The 25,479-nt window shown below is 36.0% G+C and carries 19 protein-coding genes and 1 pseudogene; 10 read left to right on the forward strand and 10 right to left on the reverse strand.

Going from position 1 to position 25,479, the window contains the following annotated elements:
• Positions 1-5 precede the first annotated feature (5 nt).
• From ETI37_RS01155 to dnaA, 10 genes are all read right to left on the reverse strand, one after another.
• Positions 6-2,024: a DHH family phosphoesterase gene (locus tag ETI37_RS01155; protein ID WP_006586054.1), complete on the reverse strand. Its 2,019-nt coding sequence runs from the start codon at positions 2,022-2,024 to the stop codon at positions 6-8.
• Between the two features lie 132 nt (positions 2,025-2,156).
• A complete protein-coding gene (gene rpsR, locus ETI37_RS01160; protein ID WP_006585377.1) occupies positions 2,157-2,393 on the reverse strand; it encodes a 30S ribosomal protein S18 in 237 nt (78 codons plus the stop codon).
• A gap of 23 nt (positions 2,394-2,416) precedes the next feature.
• The gene (ssb, locus tag ETI37_RS01165) at positions 2,417-2,932 is read right to left on the reverse strand and encodes a single-stranded DNA-binding protein (RefSeq protein ID WP_006586053.1); all 516 of its coding nucleotides are present in this window, start codon (positions 2,930-2,932) and stop codon (positions 2,417-2,419) included.
• A gap of 36 nt (positions 2,933-2,968) precedes the next feature.
• Positions 2,969-3,262 (reverse strand): 30S ribosomal protein S6, encoded by a 294-nt coding sequence (rpsF, locus tag ETI37_RS01170; RefSeq protein ID WP_006586052.1) that lies wholly within the window; start codon positions 3,260-3,262, stop codon positions 2,969-2,971.
• Positions 3,263-3,466: 204 nt separating this feature from the next.
• Positions 3,467-5,944 carry a DNA gyrase subunit A gene (gyrA, locus tag ETI37_RS01175; RefSeq protein WP_006586051.1) on the reverse strand — a complete coding sequence of 826 codons (2,478 nt, stop codon included), beginning with the start codon at positions 5,942-5,944 and terminating at the stop codon, positions 3,467-3,469.
• Positions 5,945-5,955: 11 nt separating this feature from the next.
• On the reverse strand, positions 5,956-7,911 hold the full coding sequence (gyrB, locus tag ETI37_RS01180; RefSeq protein ID WP_006586050.1) for a DNA topoisomerase (ATP-hydrolyzing) subunit B: 1,956 nt from the start codon (positions 7,909-7,911) through the stop codon (positions 5,956-5,958).
• 2 nt (positions 7,912-7,913) lie between these two features.
• Positions 7,914-9,038: a DNA replication/repair protein RecF gene (gene recF / locus ETI37_RS01185; protein WP_006586049.1), complete on the reverse strand. Its 1,125-nt coding sequence runs from the start codon at positions 9,036-9,038 to the stop codon at positions 7,914-7,916.
• A 2-nt stretch (positions 9,039-9,040) separates the two neighbouring features.
• Entirely contained in the window at positions 9,041-9,256 is a 216-nt protein-coding gene (gene yaaA / locus ETI37_RS01190; protein WP_006586048.1) for a S4 domain-containing protein YaaA, read from the reverse strand.
• 217 nt (positions 9,257-9,473) lie between these two features.
• Positions 9,474-10,604 carry a DNA polymerase III subunit beta gene (gene dnaN, locus ETI37_RS01195; protein WP_006587525.1) on the reverse strand — a complete coding sequence of 377 codons (1,131 nt, stop codon included), beginning with the start codon at positions 10,602-10,604 and terminating at the stop codon, positions 9,474-9,476.
• A gap of 165 nt (positions 10,605-10,769) precedes the next feature.
• Positions 10,770-12,137, reverse strand: coding sequence for a chromosomal replication initiator protein DnaA (gene dnaA, locus ETI37_RS01200; RefSeq protein WP_006586046.1), 1,368 nt, complete (start codon positions 12,135-12,137; stop codon positions 10,770-10,772).
• 465 nt (positions 12,138-12,602) lie between these two features.
• Here dnaA and rpmH point away from each other — a divergent pair, with 465 nt between their 5' ends.
• The 10 genes and pseudogenes from rpmH to ETI37_RS01250 all read left to right on the forward strand — a co-directional run bounded on the left by rpmH (position 12,603) and on the right by ETI37_RS01250 (position 25,465).
• Positions 12,603-12,743, forward strand: coding sequence for a 50S ribosomal protein L34 (gene rpmH / locus ETI37_RS01205; RefSeq protein WP_006585370.1), 141 nt, complete (start codon positions 12,603-12,605; stop codon positions 12,741-12,743).
• 53 nt (positions 12,744-12,796) lie between these two features.
• Positions 12,797-13,165 carry a ribonuclease P protein component gene (rnpA, locus tag ETI37_RS01210; RefSeq protein ID WP_006586045.1) on the forward strand — a complete coding sequence of 123 codons (369 nt, stop codon included), beginning with the start codon at positions 12,797-12,799 and terminating at the stop codon, positions 13,163-13,165.
• 1 nt (position 13,166) lies between these two features.
• Positions 13,167-14,024 carry a YidC/Oxa1 family membrane protein insertase gene (locus ETI37_RS01215; RefSeq protein WP_022091365.1) on the forward strand — a complete coding sequence of 286 codons (858 nt, stop codon included), beginning with the start codon at positions 13,167-13,169 and terminating at the stop codon, positions 14,022-14,024.
• Positions 14,025-14,114: 90 nt separating this feature from the next.
• Positions 14,115-15,500 (forward strand): tRNA uridine-5-carboxymethylaminomethyl(34) synthesis GTPase MnmE, encoded by a 1,386-nt coding sequence (mnmE, locus tag ETI37_RS01220; protein WP_143435188.1) that lies wholly within the window; start codon positions 14,115-14,117, stop codon positions 15,498-15,500.
• A 9-nt stretch (positions 15,501-15,509) separates the two neighbouring features.
• Positions 15,510-17,414: a tRNA uridine-5-carboxymethylaminomethyl(34) synthesis enzyme MnmG gene (gene mnmG, locus ETI37_RS01225; protein ID WP_006586042.1), complete on the forward strand. Its 1,905-nt coding sequence runs from the start codon at positions 15,510-15,512 to the stop codon at positions 17,412-17,414.
• A gap of 306 nt (positions 17,415-17,720) precedes the next feature.
• Entirely contained in the window at positions 17,721-19,526 is a 1,806-nt protein-coding gene (gene spxB / locus ETI37_RS01230; RefSeq protein ID WP_022091363.1) for a pyruvate oxidase, read from the forward strand.
• Positions 19,527-19,753: 227 nt separating this feature from the next.
• Positions 19,754-21,283: pseudogene (locus ETI37_RS07990) on the forward strand (YSIRK-type signal peptide-containing protein); the annotation flags it as partial.
• Between the two features lie 98 nt (positions 21,284-21,381).
• Positions 21,382-22,770 carry an NADP-dependent phosphogluconate dehydrogenase gene (gndA, locus tag ETI37_RS01240; protein ID WP_006587521.1) on the forward strand — a complete coding sequence of 463 codons (1,389 nt, stop codon included), beginning with the start codon at positions 21,382-21,384 and terminating at the stop codon, positions 22,768-22,770.
• A gap of 144 nt (positions 22,771-22,914) precedes the next feature.
• The gene (locus ETI37_RS01245) at positions 22,915-23,874 is read left to right on the forward strand and encodes an AEC family transporter (protein ID WP_006586037.1); all 960 of its coding nucleotides are present in this window, start codon (positions 22,915-22,917) and stop codon (positions 23,872-23,874) included.
• 82 nt (positions 23,875-23,956) lie between these two features.
• Positions 23,957-25,465 carry a ClC family H(+)/Cl(-) exchange transporter gene (locus ETI37_RS01250; RefSeq protein WP_034530429.1) on the forward strand — a complete coding sequence of 503 codons (1,509 nt, stop codon included), beginning with the start codon at positions 23,957-23,959 and terminating at the stop codon, positions 25,463-25,465.
• The last annotated feature ends 14 nt before the right edge of the window (positions 25,466-25,479 follow it).

Raw genomic sequence — 25,479 nt, forward strand, 5'->3', positions numbered from 1 at the left:
AATAATTATTCGTTTTCTTCTAGATAATCTTCTATTGCTTTTTCTAGTTTTTCTTTTGCTTCATCAATCGTAATATCTTTCAATTGGGTTGCTGCATTAGATAAGTGACCTCCACCTCCCAATTTTTCCATAATTACCTGGACATTGATATCTCCCATTGATCTAGCTGAAATACCAATTGTATCTTTTTTGCGCCTAGTAACCGCAAAGCTAGCATCAACGTGTTCTAGTGATAATGCCATATCAGCTGCCTGAGCTGTCACAATTGGGTCTATTATTTTATCGTCTGGCCCCAAAAGTAAGGCTATATCATCTTTATACATCTTTAAACTAGCTACTAACTTAGCCTTTTGGGTGAAACTTTCTATATCTTCTTTTAACAAATCTGACACAATTGCTGAATCTGCCCCAATTGACCGCAAATAACTTGCCGCATCAAAGGTTCTAGTACCAGTTCTAAGAGAAAATTCTTTAGAGTCAACGGTAATTCCGGCCAACATTGCTGTAGCTTCCAAATCTGTCAATAATTGTTCCCCACGCTGTGGCTGATATTCTATCATCTCAGTAACTAATTCACATGTAGATGAAGCATATGGCTCAATATAAATAAGCATTGGATTTTCAGGGAATTCTTCCCCTCGACGGTGGTGATCAATAATTACTAAACGATTCTTTAATTTATCATATAATTTTGCATCATATGTAATTGAATATTTAGAGTGATCCGCCATTACCAATAAAGATTGATCTGTTGCTTGTGCTAGCGCATCTTCAGGACTAATAAATAAATCTAAGTCCTTTTCTTTTTCTAATCGTGCAACCAAACGTCCTACATCATAGTTAGTATGATTAGTATCTAAGACTACATGCGCTTTTACACCATGTGCACGAGCAATTTTGACAATCCCTATACCACCACCAATGGCATCCATATCTGGGCGTTGGTGTCCTACAACAAAAATTTGATCTGCATCTTTAAAAATTTCTTGTAAGGCTTGAGAAACCATTCTTGCACGAACTCGAGTCCGTTTTTCCATTGGATTAGATTTTCCACCAAAGAAACGAGCTTCTTTACCAGGTTCACGTAAGACCACCTGATCTCCGCCTCGTCCCAAAGCAAGGTCCAAATTAGACTGTGCTTGATCTGCTACTTCATTTAATGAGTCGCTACCATAAGCTAATCCAATAGAAAGCGTCAATGGAGTATTATTACGACTAGTTTCTAACCGTACTTTATCAAGTACAGAAAACTTATCACCCTCCAATTTCTTTAAATCTTGCATATGCGTAAGCAACAAGAAATGGTCTTCATCTATTCTCTTTAAATATGCATGGAACTTAGCCGCATATTCACTCAAGGTATTTTGAACATATGAACTCATTAAGGCTAACTCTTGATCATGCATCCCTTGACTCAATTCATCATAATTATCAATGAATATTAAACCAATTGCCAATCTTTCAGCTTCATATTTTTCTTCAATTTGGGCATAGCGTGTAATATCTAACAAATAAATAACGCCTAAATTATCTTGAACAATCATTTCAAATTGTCGACTGCCCCATTTTACGAGCTGATTTTGAGATGTTTTTTTATTAGATAAAATAGTTTCAAAAATTTTACCCAATTCCGGATCAACTGATGAAATAGAACGTCCTAAAACATCCTCATCTTCCAAATACATTTGTAAATATGGGTTTACCCACTGAATATGATGATCAGAATCATAAAGCAAAATGCCTAATGGCATTTTTATCATAGCTTCTTGTTCACTACGCTTAATACGATACGATAAATTAGCTGCAAAATTACTTGCATTACCGGCTAAAATATATGCCCCATAGACTGTAAAAGCTACAATTAAAACGAAAATTAATACCATCGCTAGTCCAAAGAAAGGACTAATCATAACTCCCACTACAGCACTAAAGAGTGACAAAAAGATAACGATTAGAACTGAAGAACTTAATCGTGAGTCTTTTATAAACTCCGGTAATTCTAGTTTTCTAAAAAAATCTTTCATGAAGATCCTCTCTAGTTTGAAAATAAACTACATCAAGTTTATTATACCGTATCTTTACTTATAGACCACTTATCAAGACATAAAAAAATCGCAGTTAGCGATAAAAGCTAACTGCGACAGTTAATATCTGTTTTAGTCTTCTGCTACGAATGGCAATAAGCCCATAATACGAGCTCTCTTAATTGCAATAGTCAACTTACGTTGGTTCTTTGCACTAGTGCCAGTGACACGACGTGGTAAGATTTTACCTCTTTCAGAGATAAAACGTTTCAACAGATCAACATCTTTGTAATCGACGTAGTCGATGTGGTTTGCGGCAATGAAGTCAACCTTACGGTGACGACGGCCGCCTCTTCTTTGTTGAGGCATGTCTCTAGATCCTTTCTATAAATTTAGAATGGAAGATCATCATCCGAAATATCAATTGTTGAACCTGAATCAGCAAATGGATCCTGTGGTGCAGCATTATTGGTATTTGGAGCACTATTATTCGCTTGGAAATTAGTATTTTGATTACTATTTCCAGCATATGAACTTCCGTTATTTTGTGGCGCATAGCCACCATTTTGGGAACGAGCTTCACGATCTTTACGTGATTCAAGTAGTGAGAAATTATCAACAATAACTTCAGTCACATAAACTCTTTGCCCATCCTTATTATCGTAGCTTCTGGTTTGGATTCGGCCATCAATACCAACTAATGAACCTTTATTAGTGAAATTGCAGAAATTTTCTGCAGCCTTTCTCCAGATTACACAGCTAATAAAATCAGCCCCGCGTTCACCTTGTGCATTAGCATATTGACGATCAACTGCCAATGTAAAAGTAGCAACGCTAATCCCACTACCAGTAGTGCGTAAATCAGGATCACGTGTTAAACGGCCAACAAGTACAACTCTATTAATCATACCTATTTCCTCCTCTTCCTAATTCACGAAAACAAACTACTTATCTAACTTAACGGTCATTGAACGTAAAACTTGGTTGTCGATTCTTGAAAGACGACCAAATTCATCGACTGCTTTAGCATCTTCTGCAGTGAAAGTCATAATGTGGTAAGTACCTTCACGATACTTGTTGATTTCGTATGCAAAACGACGCTTGCCCCAGTCTTTTGATTCAACCATTGTAGCACCGTTATCAGCGATAACTTTATCGTATTTATCAACAACGGCTTTCTTTGCTTCATCATCAATATCAGGCTTGATAATGTAAGTTACTTCATACTTGGTTGTCATTGACTATTGCACCTCCTTCTGGACTAAATGGTTCTTACTAAATGTTTAAGAACAAGGAGTAATCGAAAAAATATTACTCACAGTTCATCATTCTAGCACAGAACAAAAAAATTACCAAACTTTTTATACGTGATCCTGATAGTTTTTTCTATCACTAATTAGATACACCAAAAAGTTGGTAATTTTATTTTTTATTCAAAAATTTTATTCTTCAGATTTAGAATTTTCGTCTTGATCTTCTGTATCATCATCTTCATTAGGAACTGCGGTCAAACTTGCGACACTATCGCCTTCGCCTAACTTAATCAAGCGTACACCCATAGTTGCTCTACCAGTTTGTGAGACATCCTCAGTCTTAAATCTGATCATAATTCCATCAGTGGTAATTAGCATGATATCAGTTGTACCATCAACCACAGTCATCCCGGCAAGTGGGCCATTCTTCTTACCTAACTTGGTCGTTAAAATACCTTTACCGCCACGACCCTTAATTGGGTATTCACTAACAGCCGTCCGCTTACCATAACCATTTTCAGAGATTACTAAGACTTCTGCACCTGGCTTAAGCACTTCACTGCCGACAACATAGTCATTTTCACGCAAGTTAATTCCGCGAACTCCGGCAGCTGATCGTCCCATTACACGAACATCACTTTCTTTGAAGCTAGCTGCATAACCCATGTGAGTGCCAATAATAATATTTTGCTTGCCATCAGTAGTTAAAACGTTACTTAATTCGTCCCCATCGCGTAAAGTCAAAGCAATTAACCCTGAATTACGGATATTGCTAAATTCTTCAACACTAGTCCGCTTAACAACACCCATCTTAGTAATAAAGAACAAGTTTCCATCTTCATGCCCTTCAGGAACATTAATCATAGCTTGAATCTTTTCACCTTTATCAAGTTGAAGCAAGTTAATAATTGGTAATCCTTTAGCGGTTCTGCTATATTCAGGAATCTCATAAGCTTTCTTAGAATATACTTTACCCTTATTAGTAAAGAACAATAAGTAATCATGCGTACTTGAGTATGTTAAGCGTTCAATAAAGTCATCATCTTGCACACCCATACCCTTAATTCCACGACCACCACGATTTTGAGTTCTAAATTCACTAACTGGCATCCGCTTAATATAGCCATTATGAGTTAAAGTCAAAAGCACATTTTGCTTTTCAATTAAATCTTCATCTTCAATTGAAACAACTTCACTAGCTGTAATCTCAGTTCTTCTATCATCACCAAAACGTTTTTGAATATCAAGTAATTCAGTATAGATAATATGATCAATTCGTTCAGGCTTGGCCAAAATATCCTTGTAGTCAGCAATTTTGACTAATAAGTCTTGATATTCTTGTTCTACTTTATCACGTTCTAATCCTGTCAAACGAACTAGTCGCATATCCAAGATAGCTTGCGCTTGCTTATCATCTAGTTCAAAGCGTGAAATCAAAGTTGCCTTAGCAATATCGCTTGATTCAGAATTACGAATAATATTAACAATTTCATCAATATGATCTAAGGCAATTCTTAATCCTTCTAGAATATGAGCACGAGCTTCTGCCTTATCTAATTCAAACTTAGTTCTACGTCTTACAACGTCTTCTTGGTGATCAAGATAGTATTGGAGCATTTGTTTCAAAGTTAAGAAGTGTGGTGCTCCGTTAACAATTGCTACCATGTTCATTCCGAAGTTAGTTTGCATTTGGGTTTCTTTAAATAGATTGTTCAAAACCACGCTAGCACTAGCATCACGACGAATATCAATTGTAATTCTCATCCCATGACGGTCTGATTCATCACGGACTCCAGTAATTCCATCAATTACTTTGTCCCGTGCTAATTCTGCAATTTTTTGTACCAACATTGCCTTATTAACCATAAATGGAATTTCGGTAACGATAATTCTTTCACGGCCACTCTTTTCTTCTTCAATGTTAGTTTTTGCACGTACAACAACATTGCCTTTTCCGCTTTCATAAGCGTGCAAGATTCCACTTCGGCCCATAATTACCCCACCAGTTGGGAAGTCAGGTCCTGGTATTACCTTCATCAAATCCATTGTAGTTGCGTCTGGATTTTTCATTAAAAGATGTAGGCCTGAAATAACTTCAGACAAGTTATGAGGTGGAATATTAGTTGTCATACCAACAGCGATACCACTAGCACCATTAACTAATAAACTAGGAATTCTAGCAGGCAATACTAATGGTTCGTTTTCAGTATCATCATAGTTTCTTTGCCAATCAATTGTATTTTTATTAATATCACGGAGCATTTCTAGAGCAATTTTACTCATTCTAGCTTCGGTATAACGCATAGCTGCTGGGCGGTCACCATCGACTGACCCAAAGTTACCGTGACCGTCAATTAACATATAACGGTAACTAAAATCTTGCGCCATGTGTGCCATTGCTTCATAAATTGAGGAGTCACCGTGTGGGTGGAACTTACCCATAACTTCCCCAACAATTCTGGCACTCTTTTTGTATGGCTTATCAGGAGTAACTCCTAATTCATTCATTCCATAAAGAATCCGCCGTTGCACAGGTTTCATTCCATCGCGAACATCAGGTAAAGCCCGAGCAACAATAACACTCATTGCGTAGTCAAGGAAAGAGCTACGCATAGTATGAGTTAAATCGACATTTCTAATTCTGCGATCTTGACCTTGATTATCCATCTAGCTCCTCCTTATGCATCCAAGTTTTCAACATATTTAGCATTCTTAGTAATAAAGTCACGTCGTGGTCCAACTTCATTACCCATTAACATTTCAAAAACTGCATCAGCATCTTCAGCATACGCTGGATCAACACGGTCAAGTCTTCTGTTTTCAGGGTCCATAGTGGTTTCCCACAATTGATCAGCTGACATCTCACCTAACCCCTTGTAACGTTGAACAGTTGGCTTAGGACTTGGTTGAAGAGAACCTAAGTAATCGTGTAATTCTTCGTCACTATCAAGATACTTTATAATTTTGCCTTGTTTTACTTGGTAAAGAGGTGGACGAGCAATATAAACATATCCTGCCTTAATCATTGGCTTCATGTAGCGGTAGAACAATGTTAAAAGCAAAGTTCTAATGTGGGCACCATCGACATCGGCATCAGTCATAATAATTAACTTATGATAACGCGCTTTTTTAACATCAAAATCAGCTCCAAATCCTGTTCCTAAGGCCGTGAACAAGGTTCTAATTTCTTGGTTAGCTAAAATTCGATCCATTGAGGCCTTTTCAACGTTCAAAATCTTACCTCTGATTGGCAAAATAGCTTGCGTCAATCTTGAACGTCCCTGCTTTGCAGAACCACCAGCAGAGTCCCCTTCGACGATAAATAATTCTGAAATTTCTGGATCGTTACTAGTATTATCGGCCAATTTTCCAGGTAAGTTAGCAATTTCAAGGCCTGACTTCTTCCGAGTGACTTCACGAGCACGTTTAGCTGCTATTCTAGCTTTTTCAGCTAATTGCCCTTTTTCAACTATTTTTCGACCAACACTAGGGTTTTCTAGTAAGAATTTACTAAAAGCTTCAGAAAAAGCCTTATCTACCGCAGCTCTTGCATCTGAATTACCTAATTTGGTTTTTGTTTGACCTTCAAACTGTGGGTTAGGGTGCTTAATTGAAATAACTGCAGTCATTCCTTCACGAATATCTTCACCAGATAGGTTAGTATCGCTATCTTTAAAGATTTTGGCCTTACGTGCATAATCATTAATTACCCTAGTCAAAGCAGTCTTAAAACCAGCTTCATGCATCCCACCTTCGTAGGTATGAATATTGTTGGCAAAAGTCATCATAGTGGTTTTATAACCAGTAGTATATTGCAAAGCGACTTCAACATTAATACCATCATAGTCACCTTCAACATAAACTGGTGTATCAAACAACTTTTCTTCTTTTTTATCTAAAAAGGCTACGTACTCTTTAATTCCGCCTTCGTAATGGTAGACATCTGTTTCAGCTGAGCTTTTACGTTTATCGGTAAAAGTTAACTTGAGCCCTTTATTCAAGAAGGCCAATTCTTGAATTCTCTTTTTCAAAATTTTGTCGTCAAAAACAATAGTTTCAGTAAAGATATCGGGATCTGGGTAAAAATGCACTATTGTTCCGTGTTGTCCTGGATCAACAGTACCAATTTGCTTCAATTCATGTTTTACTCGGCCGTGATCAAAATCAATAAAGTATTTTTTGCCATCACGCATAACCGTTACTTCAACTTTAGTGGATAAGGCGTTTACTACTGAAGCACCTACACCGTGTAACCCACCAGATACCTTGTATCCGCCACCGCCAAATTTACCACCAGCGTGCAAAACAGTATAAACAGTTTCAACTGCAGGACGGCCTGTTTTTTCTTGAATATCAACTGGAATACCACGACCATCATCTTGTACAGTTACACTGCCATCTTCTTCAACAGTAACCTCAATTTTAGTCGCAAAGCCGGCTAAACATTCATCGATACCGTTATCAATGATTTCCCAAACTAAGTGGTGTAAACCTTGAGAACTGGTAGATCCGATATACATCCCTGGTCTTTTTCTTACGGCTTCTAGTCCACCAAGAACTTGGATTTGACTGGCATTATACTTATCTGCTTCTTTTTCGTATTCTTTGACATCTTTCATTTTGTCATCTGCCATTATTAATCGTCTCCTTCACTGATAACTCCGGCTTTTAATCTAAAAATCTTAGGCGTTTTTACTATTTCCCAGGAAATACCTTCTAAATCTGTAGTGGTAATAAAAGTTTGAGTCTTTCCATGGATGTAATTTAGTAAAGCTGACTGTCTTGTGTGGTCAAGCTCACTCATTACATCATCCAAAAGTAATGTAGGGTATTCTCCTGTAATTTGATGAATTAGCTGAATTTCAGCCAATTTTAAGCTTAAAGCAATTGTTCTTTGTTGGCCTTGTGAGGCATATAAATGGGCATCTTTTTTATCTAACAAAAATTGCAAGTCATCACGATGTGGCCCGGCTAATGTTGTACCAGTTCTAATTTCTCCAGCTTCATTTTTCTTAAAGCATGCTAACACTTCATGATAAATACTTTCACTTGATGTTTGCCCAGAAGTCAAAGTAACTGATGGGTTATAAACCACTTCTAACCGCTCTTTTTCATTACTAATAGCTGCATAAGCCTCTTTGGCATACTCACTTAAATAAGCTAAGTATTTTAACCGTCTAGAAATTATTTCGGCTGCAAGACCAGCTAATTGATCTGATAAAACTTCTAAAAAAACTTTATCCTTACTTTTTCCATTTGCTAACTGCTTCAAATAATTATTTTTTTGTTGCAAAACTTGTCGATATTGACTTGAAAAATATAAATACTCTGGATTTATCTGTCCAAATTCTAAATCCATAAACCTTCTTCGCAAGCTAGGCGCTCCTTTTACCAAGGCTAAATCTTCTGGTGAAAATAAAATTGCGTTTAATTGACCAACATAGCGTGATAGCTTACTTTGTTCAATTCTATTTATCCAAGCTTTTTTTCCTTTAGTATTGATTCGAACCTGTAAATCAGTTTCTACCTGACTTTTAACCACATGTCCTGATAAAATTGCGGCTTTTTGACCAAAGCGAATCAACTCTTTATCACTATTAGTTCTATGTGATCTAGTCAATGCTAAAAAATAAACGGCTTCTAATAAATTCGTTTTTCCTTGAGCATTTTGTCCGATAAATATATTTACATTTGGAGAAAAATCCGTTTCAAGTTCTTCAAAATTACGCCAATTTTGCAATTTGAGTTGTTTTAAATACATCTCTATTCAAACTTATAAATCTGCCCTTGTACTTCTACTTCATCACCAACATGAATTTTTTTACCACGTCGATTTTCTTCTTGACCATTCAATATTACAGGGCTTTCTGCCAGAAACCATTTTGCTTGACCACCAGAGCCAACATAGGTTTCCTCTTTTAGAAACTGTCCTAGAGTGATAAATTCACCTTTTATTTTGAAAATTTTTATTTTACTCACCTCAAACCTTACTATTACTTATATATTATAAGCGTTTCACGATACAAAAACAAACCTCTTCGCCCATATAAGCCGTTTTAAGCTTAATTTTTTTATAGTGTGTAAGTTATATTCAAATCACTAAACAGCTTCTTATTCTCTTAAAAAAGGCGTAAAACACTAAATATAAAAAAAAGAACACTTAAAGTGCTCTTTTTTTATTCCACTTTTTTAATTTTTAATAGGTTCTTACCGGAGTGATTAACTGAATAAATTCAACATCTTCTTTTCCAGGTACTACAGTAAATGGACGAAGTGGTTCAGTAAAGTTCATGATAACTGTATCTGTAATTGAAGCACGTAAAGCAGCTTGCAAATAGTCTGGATTGAAAGAAATTTCCAAATTTTGACCCGTAATTTGCTTAGCCCAAGGCTTTTCTTCTACTGTACCAATTTCTGGTGAATCACCTTCTAATTGAGCTACTCCATTTTCAGTATCTAGTGTTAACTTCACAACGTTATTTCTACCTGCATGTGTCAACAAACTTACGCGATCAAGAGCTTGTGACAAACTAGCACGATCAAATTCAGCTGTGGTAGTGCTAGTAGTTGGCAACAAACGATCTGTATCAGGGTAAGTACCTTCAAGTAAACGTGAGTAAAATGATACATTTCCAATTACAAATAAAACTTGGTTATCTCCTGGATTTACAGTTACTTTTGGATCTTGATCTCCAATAATTCTAGATAATTCAACTAAACTTTTACCTGGGATAATTAAGTCAGCTTCTACTTGAGGTCCATTTTCTAAATCAATTATTCTTTGTGATAACCGATGTGAATCAGTTGCAACAGCCTTTATCTTGGCTTGGTTAAAGACAAAGTGAACCCCTGTTAAAATGGGGCGACTTTCTTGAGTGGATACTGCAAAATTAGTTTCGTTAATAATTTCTCTAAATGTTTTACCAGAAATTTCAAATGCTGTCTCAGATGCAATTTCAGGCAAACGTGGATAGTTATTAGCATCTAAACCATTAATAGTAAATTCACTATTTTCAGATGAAATTTGAGTTTGTAAACCTTCTTTTACTTCAAAACTAAAATCCTTACCAGGTAACTTTTTGATAATTTCGTTAAAAAAGCGTGCTGGTAAAACGATAGATCCAGTTGATTCTACTGTTAAATCAGCACTGACTGGTATTTTAATTTCAATTGAAATATCTGTATCACTACCAGTTAAAACAAGTTCTTCATTGGATAAATCAACTTTTATTCCGCTAAGAATTGGAATAGTTGCCCGTGAAGATATTGCTCGCATAACATTGTTTAAATTATCAAGAAACAAATTACGATTAATTGTAAATTTCATAATATCCTCCTGAGAGTTCTTTATATTCATATTTATATTTATAAATAGTAGTCGTAGTAGGGCCTGTTAATTTTGTTGAAAACTAACCTTAACCCTTAAAATAACGGAATCGGTGCGGTGAAAAAGCTGTGGAAAGTTTTTTGACTTATCCACATTTTATCAGCACTAGCGATCTAGAAGTTGTTTTAATTCATAGACGGCTGATTTTATTTCTGCATCAGTTCGAATATCTTTTTCAATTTTTTCGTAGGCATGCATAACTGTAGTATGATCCTTACCACCAAATTCTTGGCCTATTTTTGGCAAACTAGCATCTGTTAAATCACGGGATAAATACATTGCTATTTGCCGAGGTACAACAATTTGGCGAACACGCTTTTTACCCTTTAGCTCATTAACCGTTGTTTGGAAGTAATTGGCAACCACTTCTTGAATCTTTGATATTTGTAGTCCACGACTTTTTTGAACTAATTTTAAATCAGTCAGTGCGTCACGAGCTAAATTTACATTAATATCTGCTTTTTCAATTGTGGCATGAGCTTGAACTTTTACTAATGCTCCTTCAAGTTCACGAATATTAGTTGAAACTTGTGAAGCTATGTAATCAAGGGTGTCATCGTCAATTACTAAACCTTCAGATTCGGCTTTTTTCCTTAAAATAGCAATACGTGTTTCCAAATCTGGCGGTGTAATTTCTACTTGTAGGCCCCAAGCAAAGCGTGAAACCAAACGCTCAGAAAGATCTGGGATTTCTGTTGGTAAACGATCAGAAGTCATGACAATTTGCTTTTGATCGTTGTAGAGCGTTTCAAAGGTATGGAAGAATTCTTCCTGAATACCTTCTTTTTTAGCGAAAAATTGAATATCGTCAACTAACAGCAAGTCAGCGGTTCTGTATTTTTCGCGAAATTCATCTTGGGTTTTATTTTTTATTGAATTAATGAAATCATTAACGAAAGTTTCACTTTGAATGTACACTACTTTAGCATTAGGTCGCTCACAAAGCATTTGATGTCCAATAGCTTGCATTAAGTGAGTTTTCCCTAAACCTACGCCCCCAAAAATAAATAGTGGGTTGTAAAAACTACCTGGATTATCGGCAACGGCAAGAGCGGCCCCTTCAGCTAATTTGTTGCCTTCACCTTGAACGAAAGTATCAAAAGTATACTTTTCGTTTAATTGTAAATTTTTAGCAACAAAATCATCTTTTACAGGACTAACACTGCGTTCCGGTACTTTTTTTGGAGGTTGTGGTGCTTTAAAGCGTTCAGTAGGTTCATCGCCATCAACTTCAAAAATAGGTAAAACTTCAAAATTTCCATAAGCATAAGCTGTTTGGATTAACTTTGTAGAAAGGTTAGCTTCCCAATAACCTTTGGCAATAGGATTTTTAACGGCAATGACTAATTCATTTGTTTCTTTATTATAAGAAACAGGTTTTGTGTTTTTGAACCAGGCATTATATGCGACCTCGTTGTATTCTTGGCGCATTTGTTTGTTAAAGTAATCCCAAAATTTCTGTAAATCGAACACAAAAAATTCCTCACTTTAATTGTAAAAACATAACATATTGTAGCATTGCTTAGAGAAGTTTTCCACAAGTGAATAAAAGAAATTAAGAATTCACAGGTTGTGGAAAAATAAACAAAAAGTAATCCACATTTCTATCAAAAAAATAGATACTTTAAAGTTATTAACATACTAGACTGTGTATAACTTTTCTTTGAAGTACAAAGCTTAGATGGCAATTTAAAAAACGTTATTCACATGCTGTGGATTTGTTTTTTAACAACTTGTTATTTGTGGAAAAGTGTGAGAAAAAGAATGTTAATATAAAAAAAGGACAAAAAAATTAGTAAAAATTTTCCACAAAAAAGATTTTTACTTTGAAAAAAATACTCCTTTTTATAAAAAGAACTTGGTTTTTCGCGCTAAACATGCTATCCTTAATAATAAATTGTGCTGTTAGCATTATAAAAAAATGGAGGTGCTAGACTAATGACAACTAAGAGAACTTACCAACCTAAGAAACGTCACCGTCAACGTGTACATGGTTTCATGAAACGGATGAGCACATCAAACGGCCGTAAGGTTTTAGCAAGACGCCGTGCAAAAGGTAGAAAAGTCTTATCTGCTTAAACCACTGAATTTTCCAGTGGTTTTTTTAATGTTTGGATGGAATGTGAAGCACTTTGAAAAAGTCTTATCGAGTAAAATCTGAAAAAGATTTTCAAACTGTTTTTAATAAGGGCGATTCAGTTGCTAATCGCGCCTTTGTTGTCTATAAGTTAATTCGCCCAGAAAACAAACATTTTCGGGTAGGAATATCTGTAGGCAAGAAAGTAGGACATACGGCAGTAGTTAGAAATCGACTTAAACGTTACATCCGTGCGACACTTACTGAGGTAAAGGATGAAGTTGATGTAAAAGCTGATTTTTTAGTAATTACTCGTCCTTATGCTCGTAAGTTTACGATGGCTGAAGTTAAAAAGAATTTAATACATGCAATGACTTTGGCTAAGTTGATTAATCAGGATTCTGAAGAAAATGAAGGAATATAGGATGAAAGACATTTTAACGAAGAAAAATGTCAAGCGATTCATAGCCTTTTTGGCAGTGTTAACTATTGCAGTAGTGTTAACAGGTTGTGCTAATAATACAGGCAATGTGTCACATACAAGTGGTAGTTGGTGGGATCGCTACGTCATTTATTACTTTTCGCAATTTTTGCTTTGGTTAGCTGATTTATTAGGGAAGAATTATGGTTGGACAATTATCGTATTTACGATATTAGTTAGATTATTACTCTTCCCACTTAATGCAATTTCAATTAAAAGTACGACTAAGCAACAACAGTTGCAACCAGAAATTGATAAATTGCGTGCTAAGTACCCAGGCAATGATGCTGAAAGTAGACAATTATTAAATGCCGAAACGCAAAAGCTCTATAAAGAGGCAGGAATTAATCCATATTTGGGTTGTTTTCCTATGCTTTTGCAATTGCCATTCATGTTTGCCTTGTACCAAGCAATTTATTCAACTAAACAATTGCAAGATGGTACATTTCTTTGGATGAACTTAAGCAAGGCAGATCCATATTACGTTATGCCGATTTTAGCAGCTGTATTTACATTTATGTCTTCTTATGTGGCACAAATGTCAGCCCCTGAATCATCTAGTCAAAGTATGACTAAAGCGATGATGTGGATTACACCATTGATTGTTGCTGTACCAGCTATTAGCTTCCCAACTGCGATTACACTTTATTGGGTAGTTTCAAGTATTTTCTCGGTAGTACAAACGTTTATTTTACAAAATCCGTTTAAGTATGCTCGAGAACAAGAAGCTAAAAAGCAAGCTGAAAAAGAACGTCAACGTAAGATTAGACGCGCTTATAAGAAATTAAATCGAAAAAAATAAATCTAATTTTGGTTAGATAAAGTAGTGAAAGTGCTTTATCCATCACACAGTGGTGGAAATTGCGCTTTTTTTAATACAAAAAGGAAGATAATAATGCCGACATTAACTGAGTTTGATACGATTGCTGCAATCTCAACGCCAATTGGTGAAGGTGGAATTTCGATAGTTCGATTATCTGGTGAAGATGCAGTCAAAATTGCAAATAAGCTTTTTAAAGGAAAAGATTTGAGTAAAGTTGCTAGTCATACAATTAATTATGGGCATATCATTGATCCTGAAACCAGTAAAGTAGTTGATGAAGTAATGGTTTCAGTTTTACTTGCACCTAAGACTTTTACCAAAGAAGATATGGTAGAAATTAATTGTCATGGAGGAATTGTTGTAACTAATAAAATTCTGCAATTATTGTTAAAGCATGGTGCTCGAATGGCTGAAGCTGGTGAATTTACGAAACGAGCTTTTGTAAATGGACGAATTGACCTAACTCAAGCAGAAAGTGTGATGGATATTGTTCGTGCAAAAACTGATAAAGCGCGACAAGTTGCAATGAACCAACTTGAAGGTGGTTTGCTCGACAAGATTAGAAATATGCGCCAAGAAATTTTAGATACTTTAGCAAATGTAGAAGTGAATATTGATTATCCAGAATATGATGCTGATCAAGTTACAGCAACTCAGATGCAAGAAACTTCAAAAAAAGTAATTGAAGCAATTAATCGACTATTAAAAACAGCTAATCAAGGAAAAATTATGCGTAATGGTCTTGCAACAGCAATTGTAGGTCGCCCCAATGTTGGAAAAAGTTCTTTACTCAATTATTTGACACAAGATGACAAGGCAATTGTTACTGATGTGGCTGGTACTACGCGTGACACCCTTGAAGAATATGTTTCAATTAGGGGTGTACCTTTAAAACTAATTGATACAGCAGGGATTCATCATACAGAAGACAAAGTTGAGAAAATTGGGGTAGAGCGTTCCAAAAAAGCAATTGAGCAAGCTGATTTAGTTTTACTGTTGCTTAATGCGAGTGAAGCCTTGACTACTGAAGATGAAAAATTAATAGACTACACCAAAAATAAAAAAAGAATAGTTGTTTTAAACAAGGCTGATTTAGGGATAAAACTAAATAAAGAGGACCTTAAAGTCCAAACGCAAGCTTCAATTGTTGTAACTTCAATTCTTAAAGAAGAGAACTTGAATGAATTAGAGGAAGCTATCAGTAAGTTGTTCTTTAGTGGTATTCACAACTCAAATGATGAAGTTTTAGTAACTAATCAGCGCCAAGCAGGCTTGCTTGAAAAAGCTAAAGACCAACTAACAGATGTAGTAGATGCAGTTGATAATGATGTTCCACTAGATATTGCTCAAATTGATTTTACAGGTGCTTGGGATACCTTAGGAGAAATAACTGGAGATAGCGCACCTGATGAATTAATAACGCAACTATTTAGTCAATTCTGTTTAGGTAAATAGGAGAAAAAAATGCTGAAAACATATAGTTCAAATGAATACGATGTAATTGTCGTAGGAGCTGGGCATGCAGGTTGTGAAGCAGCTCTTGCTAGTGCAAAGATGGGGCAAAAAACTTTATTAATTACAATTAGTTTGGACATGGTTGCTTTTATGCCATGTAATCCATCTGTTGGTGGGCCTGCTAAAGGAACGGTTGTTAGAGAAATTGATGCTTTAGGTGGCCAAATGGGAAAAAATATTGATGCCACTTATATTCAAATGCGTATGCTTAATACTGGTAAAGGACCGGCTGTTAGAGCTTTAAGGGCCCAAGCAGATAAGGTTCAATACCATGAAACGATGAAGCGGACAATTGAAGATACTCCTAACTTGACTTTGCGCCAAGCAACAGTTGATGAATTAATTGTTGAAGATGGTGTGTGTCACGGCGTTGTCACTAATACTGGTGCAAAATATTTAGCTAAAAGTGTTGTTTTAACTACTGGTACTTCTGCTCGTGGACGAATTATTATCGGGGAACTTACTTACTCATCAGGTCCTAATAACACAATTGCGGCGATTAAACTCTCAGAAAATCTTGAAAAGTTAGGCTTTAAATTGCGTCGTTTTAAGACCGGTACTCCACCGAGAGTTAATGGAAATACAATTGATTTTTCAAAAACAGAAGAAGAACCTGGCGATAGTGAACCAAGACATTTCTCATTTGAAACAAAAGATGAAGATTACTTGAAAGATCAACTATCTTGCTGGATGACATACACAAATGAAACTACTCATAAAATTATTCGCGACAATCTAGACCGAGCTCCAATGTATACTGGGGTAATTGAAGGAATTGGACCGAGATATTGTCCATCAATTGAAACTAAGATTGTGCGTTTTGCAGATAAGCCACGCCATCAAATCTTTTTAGAACCTGAAGGCAAGCATACTGATGAATATTATGTTGGTGATTTCTCAACCTCAATGCCAGAAGAAGTTCAACAAGATATGGTTCATTCAATTGCTGGACTTGAAAATGCTGAAATGATGCGCCCAGGCTATGCAATTGAATATGATGTAATTGAACCATGGCAACTGAAACATACGCTTGAAACTAAGAATATCAAGAATTTATTTACTGCTGGCCAAATGAACGGAACTAGTGGTTATGAAGAAGCTGGTGGGCAAGGAATTGTTGCAGGAATTAATGCAGCTTTACGTGCTCAAGGGAAACCAGGCTTTACTTTAGGTAGGGATGAAGCTTACATTGGCGTCTTGATTGATGATTTGGTTACTAAGGGTACTAATGAGCCATACCGTTTGCTTACAAGTCGAGCAGAATATCGGCTACTTTTGCGTAATGATAATGCAGATTTACGGTTAACTGAATATGGTCATAAACTGGGGTTAATTAGTGATGAACGTTATCAAAAATTTGAAGAAAAAAAGGCAGCAATTAAGCAAACTTTAGCAGAACTCTATGATATTACTATCCATCCAAATGATGAGGTACAAGAATATTTAGAATCAATTGGGCAATCACCGTTAAATGCCGGATTAAAGGCCAGTGCTTTTTTGCGTCGTCCGGGTGTGACAATTGCAGCTATTGAAAAACTTTCAGGTACCAAGCTTAATAGTGACCGTTATGTGCGTGAACAAGTTGAAATTGATGTAAAATATGCCGGTTATATTAAGAAGCAAGAATTACAAGTTCAAAAATTGCGCCGTTTAGAATCAAAAAAGATTCCAGAAGGAATTGACTATAGTAAGATTGCCGGTTTAGCTACGGAAGCACGTCAAAAGTTTGAAAAGATTCGACCTGAGTCAATTGCTCAAGCCGAAAGAATTTCAGGAGTAAATCCAGCAGATATTGCAATTTTAACGGTCTATATTCAACAAGGAAAATATTCAAAAGTTGAAGATAAAGGTTAAGAAAAAGAGGAGAAATCCTCTTTTTTGTTATAAACCTTATGAAATGTTTAAATTTAAAAAATAATAAGTTAGGCGCTTACAATTTAAATTTTGAAAAAAGTTGGCTTAAATAGTATCTTTGATAAAGCAATCACAAATGTAAATCTTATTTTAGCAATAAGTAAATAATAAATAGCTTCACTTTGTGAATTTATTATCTTTAAAAAGCGCTTACATGTGCGGTATAATGGCGATAGCAATCACTTGCAATTGTGAAAAAAAGTGCTTTAATACAAGTGTAAGTATATTTTTAAGGAGATGCACAATATGGCAAAAATTAATGGCTCAGACGCTATGTTTAAAGTTTTATACGACTGGCATATTGATCACATTTACGGTTTTCCTGGCGGTTCATTTGACTCAAGTATGAATGCCATTCACAACTGGAAAGATAGAATTAAGTTTATTGAAGTTCGTCATGAAGAAGCTGGTGCTTTAGCTGCTTCTGCAGAATACAAATTGACTGGTAAAGTTGGTGTATGTTTTGGTTCAGCTGGACCTGGTGCAGCACACTTATTCAACGGTTTGTACGATGCTAAATTTGACAAGACTCCTATGGTAGCAATTGTCGCTAACGTTCCAGAAGGTCGTCAAGACATCGACTTCTTCCAAGCATTCGACGAAGATAAGTGGTTCTTGAACGCTAGTGTATTCTGCCGTCAACCTAAGACCGCAGCACAAATTCCTGTAGTAATGGATGAATGTATTCGTCAAGCTTACGCAAGAAAAGGTCCTGCAGTAATGATTATTTCTAAGGACTTAGGTTGGGAAAAGATTGATGACAATTTCCGTGTAAATTACGATGCACGTGTTGAAGATAATTACGCAGCACCAACTAAGTCATCAGTTGAAGAAGCAGTAAAACTTCTTAAAGAAGCTAAGAATCCTGTTATGTACTATGGTAATGGTGCAAAGGGATGTGGTGAAGAAATTAAGGAATTTGCTGAAAAATTCAAGACACCACTTCTTACTTCATACCTTGGTAAGGGTATCGTAGAAGATGAATTCCCTGCATACATGGGTACTATTGGTCGTATTGGACCAAAGCCAGCTAACGAAATTCAAGGTCACACTGACTTAGTAGTTTGGGTTGGTAACAATTCACCATTCTCAGTATTATGGTTCCCAAAGGATGCTAAGGTAATCCAAATTGATGTTGATCCTGCTAAGTTTGGTAAGCGTCACAAGGTTGATGTATCAATGCTTGCAGATGCCAAGAAATCACTTCGTGCCATCATTGATGCTGGTGAAGCACGTGATGAATCTCCATTATACAAGGCAGCTATTGCCGACCGTCAAAACTGGGATGAATGGCTTGATAGCTTTAAAGATTCTAAGGAAAGCCCAGTTCGTCAAGAACCAATCTGGGATGTAATCAACAAAGAAGCTGCAGATAACGCAGTATTTGCTATTGATGTTGGTAACGTGAACATGGACCACACCCGTCTTCTTAAGATGCACGGTGACCAAAAGTGGACTACTTCAGGTCTTCACGCAACTATGGGATATGGTGCCCCAGCAGCTCTTACTGCAGCAACAGTTTACCCAGACCGTGAAGTATGGCAATTAGCTGGTGATGGTGGCTTCGCAATGATGTGTGAAGAATTATTAACTATGGCCCGTTACAACATGCACGTATTAAACGTTGTCTTCACTAACGAAACTCTTGGCTACATTCAAGCAGAACAAGAAGACGAATCACACCAACCATTATCAGGTGTTATTATTCCAGATAATGATTGGGCTAAAGTTGCTGAAGGTATGAATGTTAAAGGCGTAACTGTTCGTACCAAAGAAGAATTTGAAGCAGCAGTTAAGGAATGGAAGAAGATGGATGGCCCAATGTTAATTGACATTAAGTACACCCATGATATGCATTACTCAACTGAACTTAATACTCTTGATGATCCTGCATTTGTTGCTAAGTATCAAGCAGAACCATTGAAGCCATTTTCATACTTTGCTGAAAAATTCGGATTAGATACTGATTCAGCAACTGGTGCTTCAGCTCATGAAGAAGAAGTTGAAGAAGAACCAGAAGAAGATGCAACTTCAGGTGCATCAGCACATTAGAATATAGAATAATAAAGAGACTAGTATTATCAGTAATGGATAAATACTAGTCTTTTTTACACTTGTATATACCATTGTGTATTAACTATTATGGATAGTAATAGTTAAAAATATAATATATTTATTGATATTCAAAAAAGTGAGAGTAAAATTGACAGTGTACATAAGAATAAGTAGTTTTTTATTCTTGGAGGAGAAAAATGCAAGAATAAAATAATAAACAACGTGTACAGCGTTTTAGTATTCGTAAATTAACAATTGGTGTTACTTCTGTTTTGTTATCCACTTTATTTTTAGCAGGAAATAAAGCGCTTGCGACAAATGCTGATAGTCACGCATCTAATCAAACTTCTGAAAGCGCAAGTAGCGAATCAAGTGCAGCCAAAGAAAGTACAACAAGCAGTGCAAGTAGCGAATCAAGTACAGCCAAAGAAAGCACAACAAGCAGCGCAAGTAGCGAATCAAGTGCAGCCAAAGAAAGCACAACAAGCAGTGCAAGTAGCGAATCAAGTGCAGCCAAAGAAAGTACAACAAGCAGTGCAAGTAGCGAATCAAGTGCAGCCAAAGAAAGTACAACAAGCAGTGCAAGTAGCGAATCAAGTATAGCCAAAGAAAGCACAACAAGCAGCGCAAGTAGCGAATCAAGTGTAGCCAAAGAAAGCACAACAAGCAGTGCAAGTAGCGAATCAAGTACAGCCAAAGAAAGCACAACAAGCAGTAGCACAGAAAAAGAAGAAGTTACTGGTGTAGTATATGCTCCAGTAATTAATAACAATCCAGGTTGGATGATTGCATTATTAGATGGAGAAGGCCATTATACGGGTAAATATATCCCAACTAATACTAGTTGGAAAGTATTTGCTAAGAAAACTATTTCAAATAGAGAAATGTATCGCTTAGGAAGTGACCAACAATGGGTACCAGCTGAATACGTTACTGTTAAGAATTTGGAAGTTGTAAGTAAAACAACGACTGAACCTAAGAAGAGTGATTCTAAAGAAGAAGCATTATCAGGTGTAGCATATGTTCCAACTCTTAAAGATCATCCAACATGGCAAGTAGCTTTGCTAGATGGGGACGGCCATTATACAGGTAAATACATTCCAACCAATAGCAATTGGAAGGTGTTTGCTAAGAAGACAATTAATAATAGATTGATGTACCGTTTAGGTAGTGATCAACAATGGGTACCAGCCGAATATGCAACATTGAAGTCAACGGTTGCAGAAAAGACAAGTGAATCTGTACCAACTAAGGTTACAAGCAATGAAGAAGCATTATCAGGTGTAGCGTATGTTCCAACTCTTAAAGATCATCCAACATGGCAAGTAGCTTTGTTAGATGGGGAAGGTCACTATACAGGTAAATATATTTCAACTAATAGCAATTGGAGAGTGTTTGCTAAGAAGACAATTAATAATAGATTGATGTACCGTTTAGGTAGTGATCAACAATGGGTACCAGCTGAATATGCAACATTGAAGTCAACGGTTGCAGAAAAGACAAGTGAATCTGTACCAGCTAAGGCTACAAGCAATGAAGAAGCAATGTCAGGTGTAGCATATGCTCCAGTAATTAATAATAATCCAGGCTGGATGATTGCTTTGTTAGATGGAGAAGGCCACTATACAGGTAAATACATTCCAACCAATAGCAATTGGAAAGTATTAGCCAAAAAGACAATTTCTGGCGTTGAATATTATCGTTTAGGTAATGATCAACAATGGGTAGCGGCAAGATATTTAAAATTAAAGTAATATAGTTTTTTAATAATATAAAAAGGCGAAACTTGAAGTTTCGCTTTTTTGTTGTCTTAAAAGTATAATATATTTAGATGTTAATTGGAGGTATATATATGCAAGAATTCGGTGTTATCGGACTTAGCGTTATGGGCAAAAACTTGGCCCTTAACATCCATAGTAAAGGATATTCTGTTTCAGGCTTTAGTATTGATAAGCCAGAAGTTGATGCCTTGGCAAAATATGCAGATGATAAATTAAAGCCAACTTATACTTGGGAAGAATTTGTAAATTCACTTGAAAAACCCCGTAAGATTTTAATTATGATTAGAGCAGGTAAGCCAGTTGATTTAACTTTAGAAAAATTAACACAATTGCTTGAACCAGGCGATATTGTAATTGATGGTGGTAACTCTAACTTCCACGATACTCGTAGACGTTTCCATGAATTAGAAAAATTCGGCTTACACTTTATCGGTATGGGTGTATCTGGTGGTGAAGAAGGAGCCCTTCATGGACCTGCCTTGATGCCAGGTGGAGATGAAGCAGCATTTGAAAAGGTAAGACCTATCTTGGAAGCTATTGCCGCTAAGACTCCAGAAGGCCGTCCTTGTGTAAGCTACATTGGCCCTGAAGCTAGTGGTCACTATGTTAAGATGGTTCACAACGGAATTGAATATGGAATTATGCAACTCTTCTCTGAAGCTTATGACATGCTTAGAAAGGCTTGTGGACTTTCTAATGACGAAATGAGTGACTTATTTGATAAGTGGAACCATGAAGACTTACAATGCTACTTAGCAGAAATTACAGCAGAAGTTTTGAAGAAAGATGACGATTTAACTGATGATAAGGTAATTGACCATATCTTGAACGAAGCTTCTTATAAGGGTACTGGTAACTGGACATTAGAAGATGCGATTGTTTTAGGTGCTCCTATCAGTGTGATTGCTGAAGCAGTACTAGCTAGATTTATGTCTAAAGCTACTACTAGAACTGGTAAAGAAATTACTGTTGATCAAAGTAAAATTGATGCTAACTTGCCAGAAGTTATTGCTAGTGCGCTTTACTTAGGTCAAGCTGTTTGTTACGCTCAAGGATTTATGCAACTTAAGATGGCAGCTAAGGCGTATGATTGGACTTTACGTTACCCTGGCATTGCCCAAAATTGGGAAGCTGGCTGTATTATTCGATCAAAGACTTTGAAGGATATTGAAGATGCCTTCGAAAAGCATCCTGATATCAATAACTTATTCGAAGCACCATTCTTTGCTAAGATGATGCAAGACCGCTTGCCTGATTTGAGAAAAGTGGTTAGTGTTGCAGCTGAAAATGGTATTCCAACTCCTACTTTGAGTGCAGCTCTTAACTACTTGGAATCAATCTTTAACCCAAGCTTACCTGCTAACTTGATTCAAGGACAACGTGATTACTTTGGTGCTCATACTTACTTCAGAAATGATCGTGAAGGGGTCTTCCATACAGAATGGTATGATGAAAAATAATACTTAATAATTAAAGTATTTGCTATTTACTAGCAAGTGCTTTTTTTCATATAAAAAATTTTTATTACATGTGCTTCGTTTGACTATAACTATATAAGTCGATATTGTTATTAATATAGATTTTAGTAGAAAGAGGATGAAAGAATGACAACGTTTATATCATCAATTTCAAGCGTGGTTGTTGTAATTTTGATAATAGCTTTGGGCTTCATTTTACGACAAAAAAAGTGGTTTGCTGATACTTTTGCAGGAAATATTTCTAAATTAATTATGCAAATAGCCCTACCTGCTTCTATTTTTATCAGTGTTCAAACTCATTTGACTAGATCAAGCCTCTTGAACTTGTTTGAAGGGCTTTTAGTACCAGCAATTGGTGTATTTTTAAGTTACTTAATAGCTTTTATCTTGATAGCTGTTTTCAAGATACCAGCAGGACGGCGTGGGACGTTTATTAATACCCTTGCTAACGCAAATACAATCTTTATTGGTATGCCTTTAAACATAGCTTTATTTGGTGAAAATGCTATGTCATATTTCCTTATTTATTATGTAATTAATACTGTTTCTACTTGGGCAATTGGAATTTTCTTTATGCAAAGTGATAGCTTACCAGGTAAGAAAAAAGAAGAAGCACACTTTAATTGGAAGAAATTATTGCCAATGCCTTTACTTGGTTTTATTGTAGCTATTTTATGGCTACTTACTGGAATTAGCTTACCAAGCTTTGTAAGTTCTACCTTTACTTATGTTGGTAATTTAGTGACCCCATTATCATTAATTTATATTGGGATTATGTTAGCTGATATTGGGCTTAAAAATATTAAATTGGATAAAGATACTATTTTGGCAGTTTTAGGTAGATTGGTTATTGCACCGATAATTATGCTGGGTTTAGTTGAATGGCTAATGCCAAGCATGGGTGTCCATATGGCAAACTTAATGAAGGATACATTCATTATTCAATCTGCAACTCCAGCATTATCAGTATTACCAATTTTAGCAGATCAAGGCCATGGTGACGTTGAATATGCTACAAATGTTGTTGCGATAACCACAATCTTCTTTGTAGTAGTAGTACCTGTTTTGATGCTAGTAGCTTCATAAATTATTGATATATATATAAAGTGCATCTTTAAGGATGCACTTTTTGCGTTACAATAAGACAGTGACTTTAAAGGAGATTAGTATGGAAAAAAATAAGTTAAATAATCTAAAACTAATGGCAATTTCGCTATTAGTAGGTTTAGTTTCTGGCTTAGTTGTGGGCGCATTCAGATGGTTGATAGGACTGCTACAAAGTTATTGGTTATATAGTTTTAGACTTGTACATGGCAATTACGGTTATTGGATTCTTATTATATTAGGTCTGTTGTTAACTGGTTTAATAGCCGGATATTTGGTAAAAAATGAACCTCATGCAGGAGGTAGTGGAATACCGGAAGTTGAGCTACAATTACAAGGAAAATTACAGCTAAATTGGTGGAACATTCTTTGGCGGAAATTTATTGGCGGAATTTTAGCAATTGGCTCAGGACTTTTTCTAGGTAGAGAAGGCCCCTCTATACAATTAGGAGCAGCTGTGGGGCAAGGCATTTCTAATAAGTGCAGTAAGACTAACCAAAGGGTATTACTTGCTGCAGGGGCAGCTAGTGGGCTTAGTGCAGCTTTTGGAGCGCCACTTGGTGGTACAATGTTTGTTTTAGAAGAAGTGTTTCATAATTTTTCTCCACGGGTTTGGCTTAATTCTCTAACGGCAGCTTTGGCGGCTAATTTTTTAGTAAGTAACTTATTTGGGCAACGTCCTGTTTTAGCGATTCCATATAATCATTCTTTTTCAGTAGACTTGTATTGGCACTTATTGGTATTGGGTGTTTTACTAGGAATAATTGGCCGAATTTATCAATGGGGCTTGCTAAATGGAAAGAAAATCTATACTAAGATTCCACTACCTAGATGGTTACATGGATTGATACCATTGGGGATGTTGATACCAATTGCTTATTTTGTTCCTCAAGTTATTGGTGGCGGAAATCAGTTGATTTTAAATTGGCATGGCTTTAACGCAATTGAAATATTATTCTTGGTTTTTCTGTTAAGAATTAGTTTTTCAATTATTTCATATGACTCAGGATTACCAGGAGGTATTTTTTTGCCAATCCTAACAATGGGAGCCTTGTTAGGAGCCTTATATGGAATGATTATGGTCAATTTAGGCTTGTTACCACGAGTATTAATTGTAAATTTGGTCATTTTTTCAATGGCTGGTTTATTTAGTGCAATTGTCCGTTCACCCTTTACAGCAATTTTATTAATTACAGAAATGGTTGGCTCTCTCTTACATTTAATGCCATTAGCTGTTCTAGCTTTGGTTGCTTATCTTGTTAATGATCTTTTAGGTGGTAAGCCAATTTATGAAAGTTTAGCTGATCGGATGGAACATAGTAATATTGCAGATTATGCTGATAATGTGGATCAATTGACTGTAAGTATTTTTGAAAATAGTAAATTAGCCGATAAAGAAATTAAAGATATTGCTTGGCCGTCCAAGACCTTGGTTCGGTTAATTCACCGCGGAGCACATGATATTATTCCAACAGGAAAAACAAAATTACTAGCTGGTGATTTGGTTGTTTTAGAAATAGATAGTAATGCACGTGGGTGTATATATGACCAAATAAAAGATATGCAAAAATAAAAAAAGACAGTTTC

The organism is Lactobacillus mulieris (genome assembly GCF_007095465.1).
GTDB lineage: Bacteria > Bacillota > Bacilli > Lactobacillales > Lactobacillaceae > Lactobacillus > Lactobacillus mulieris.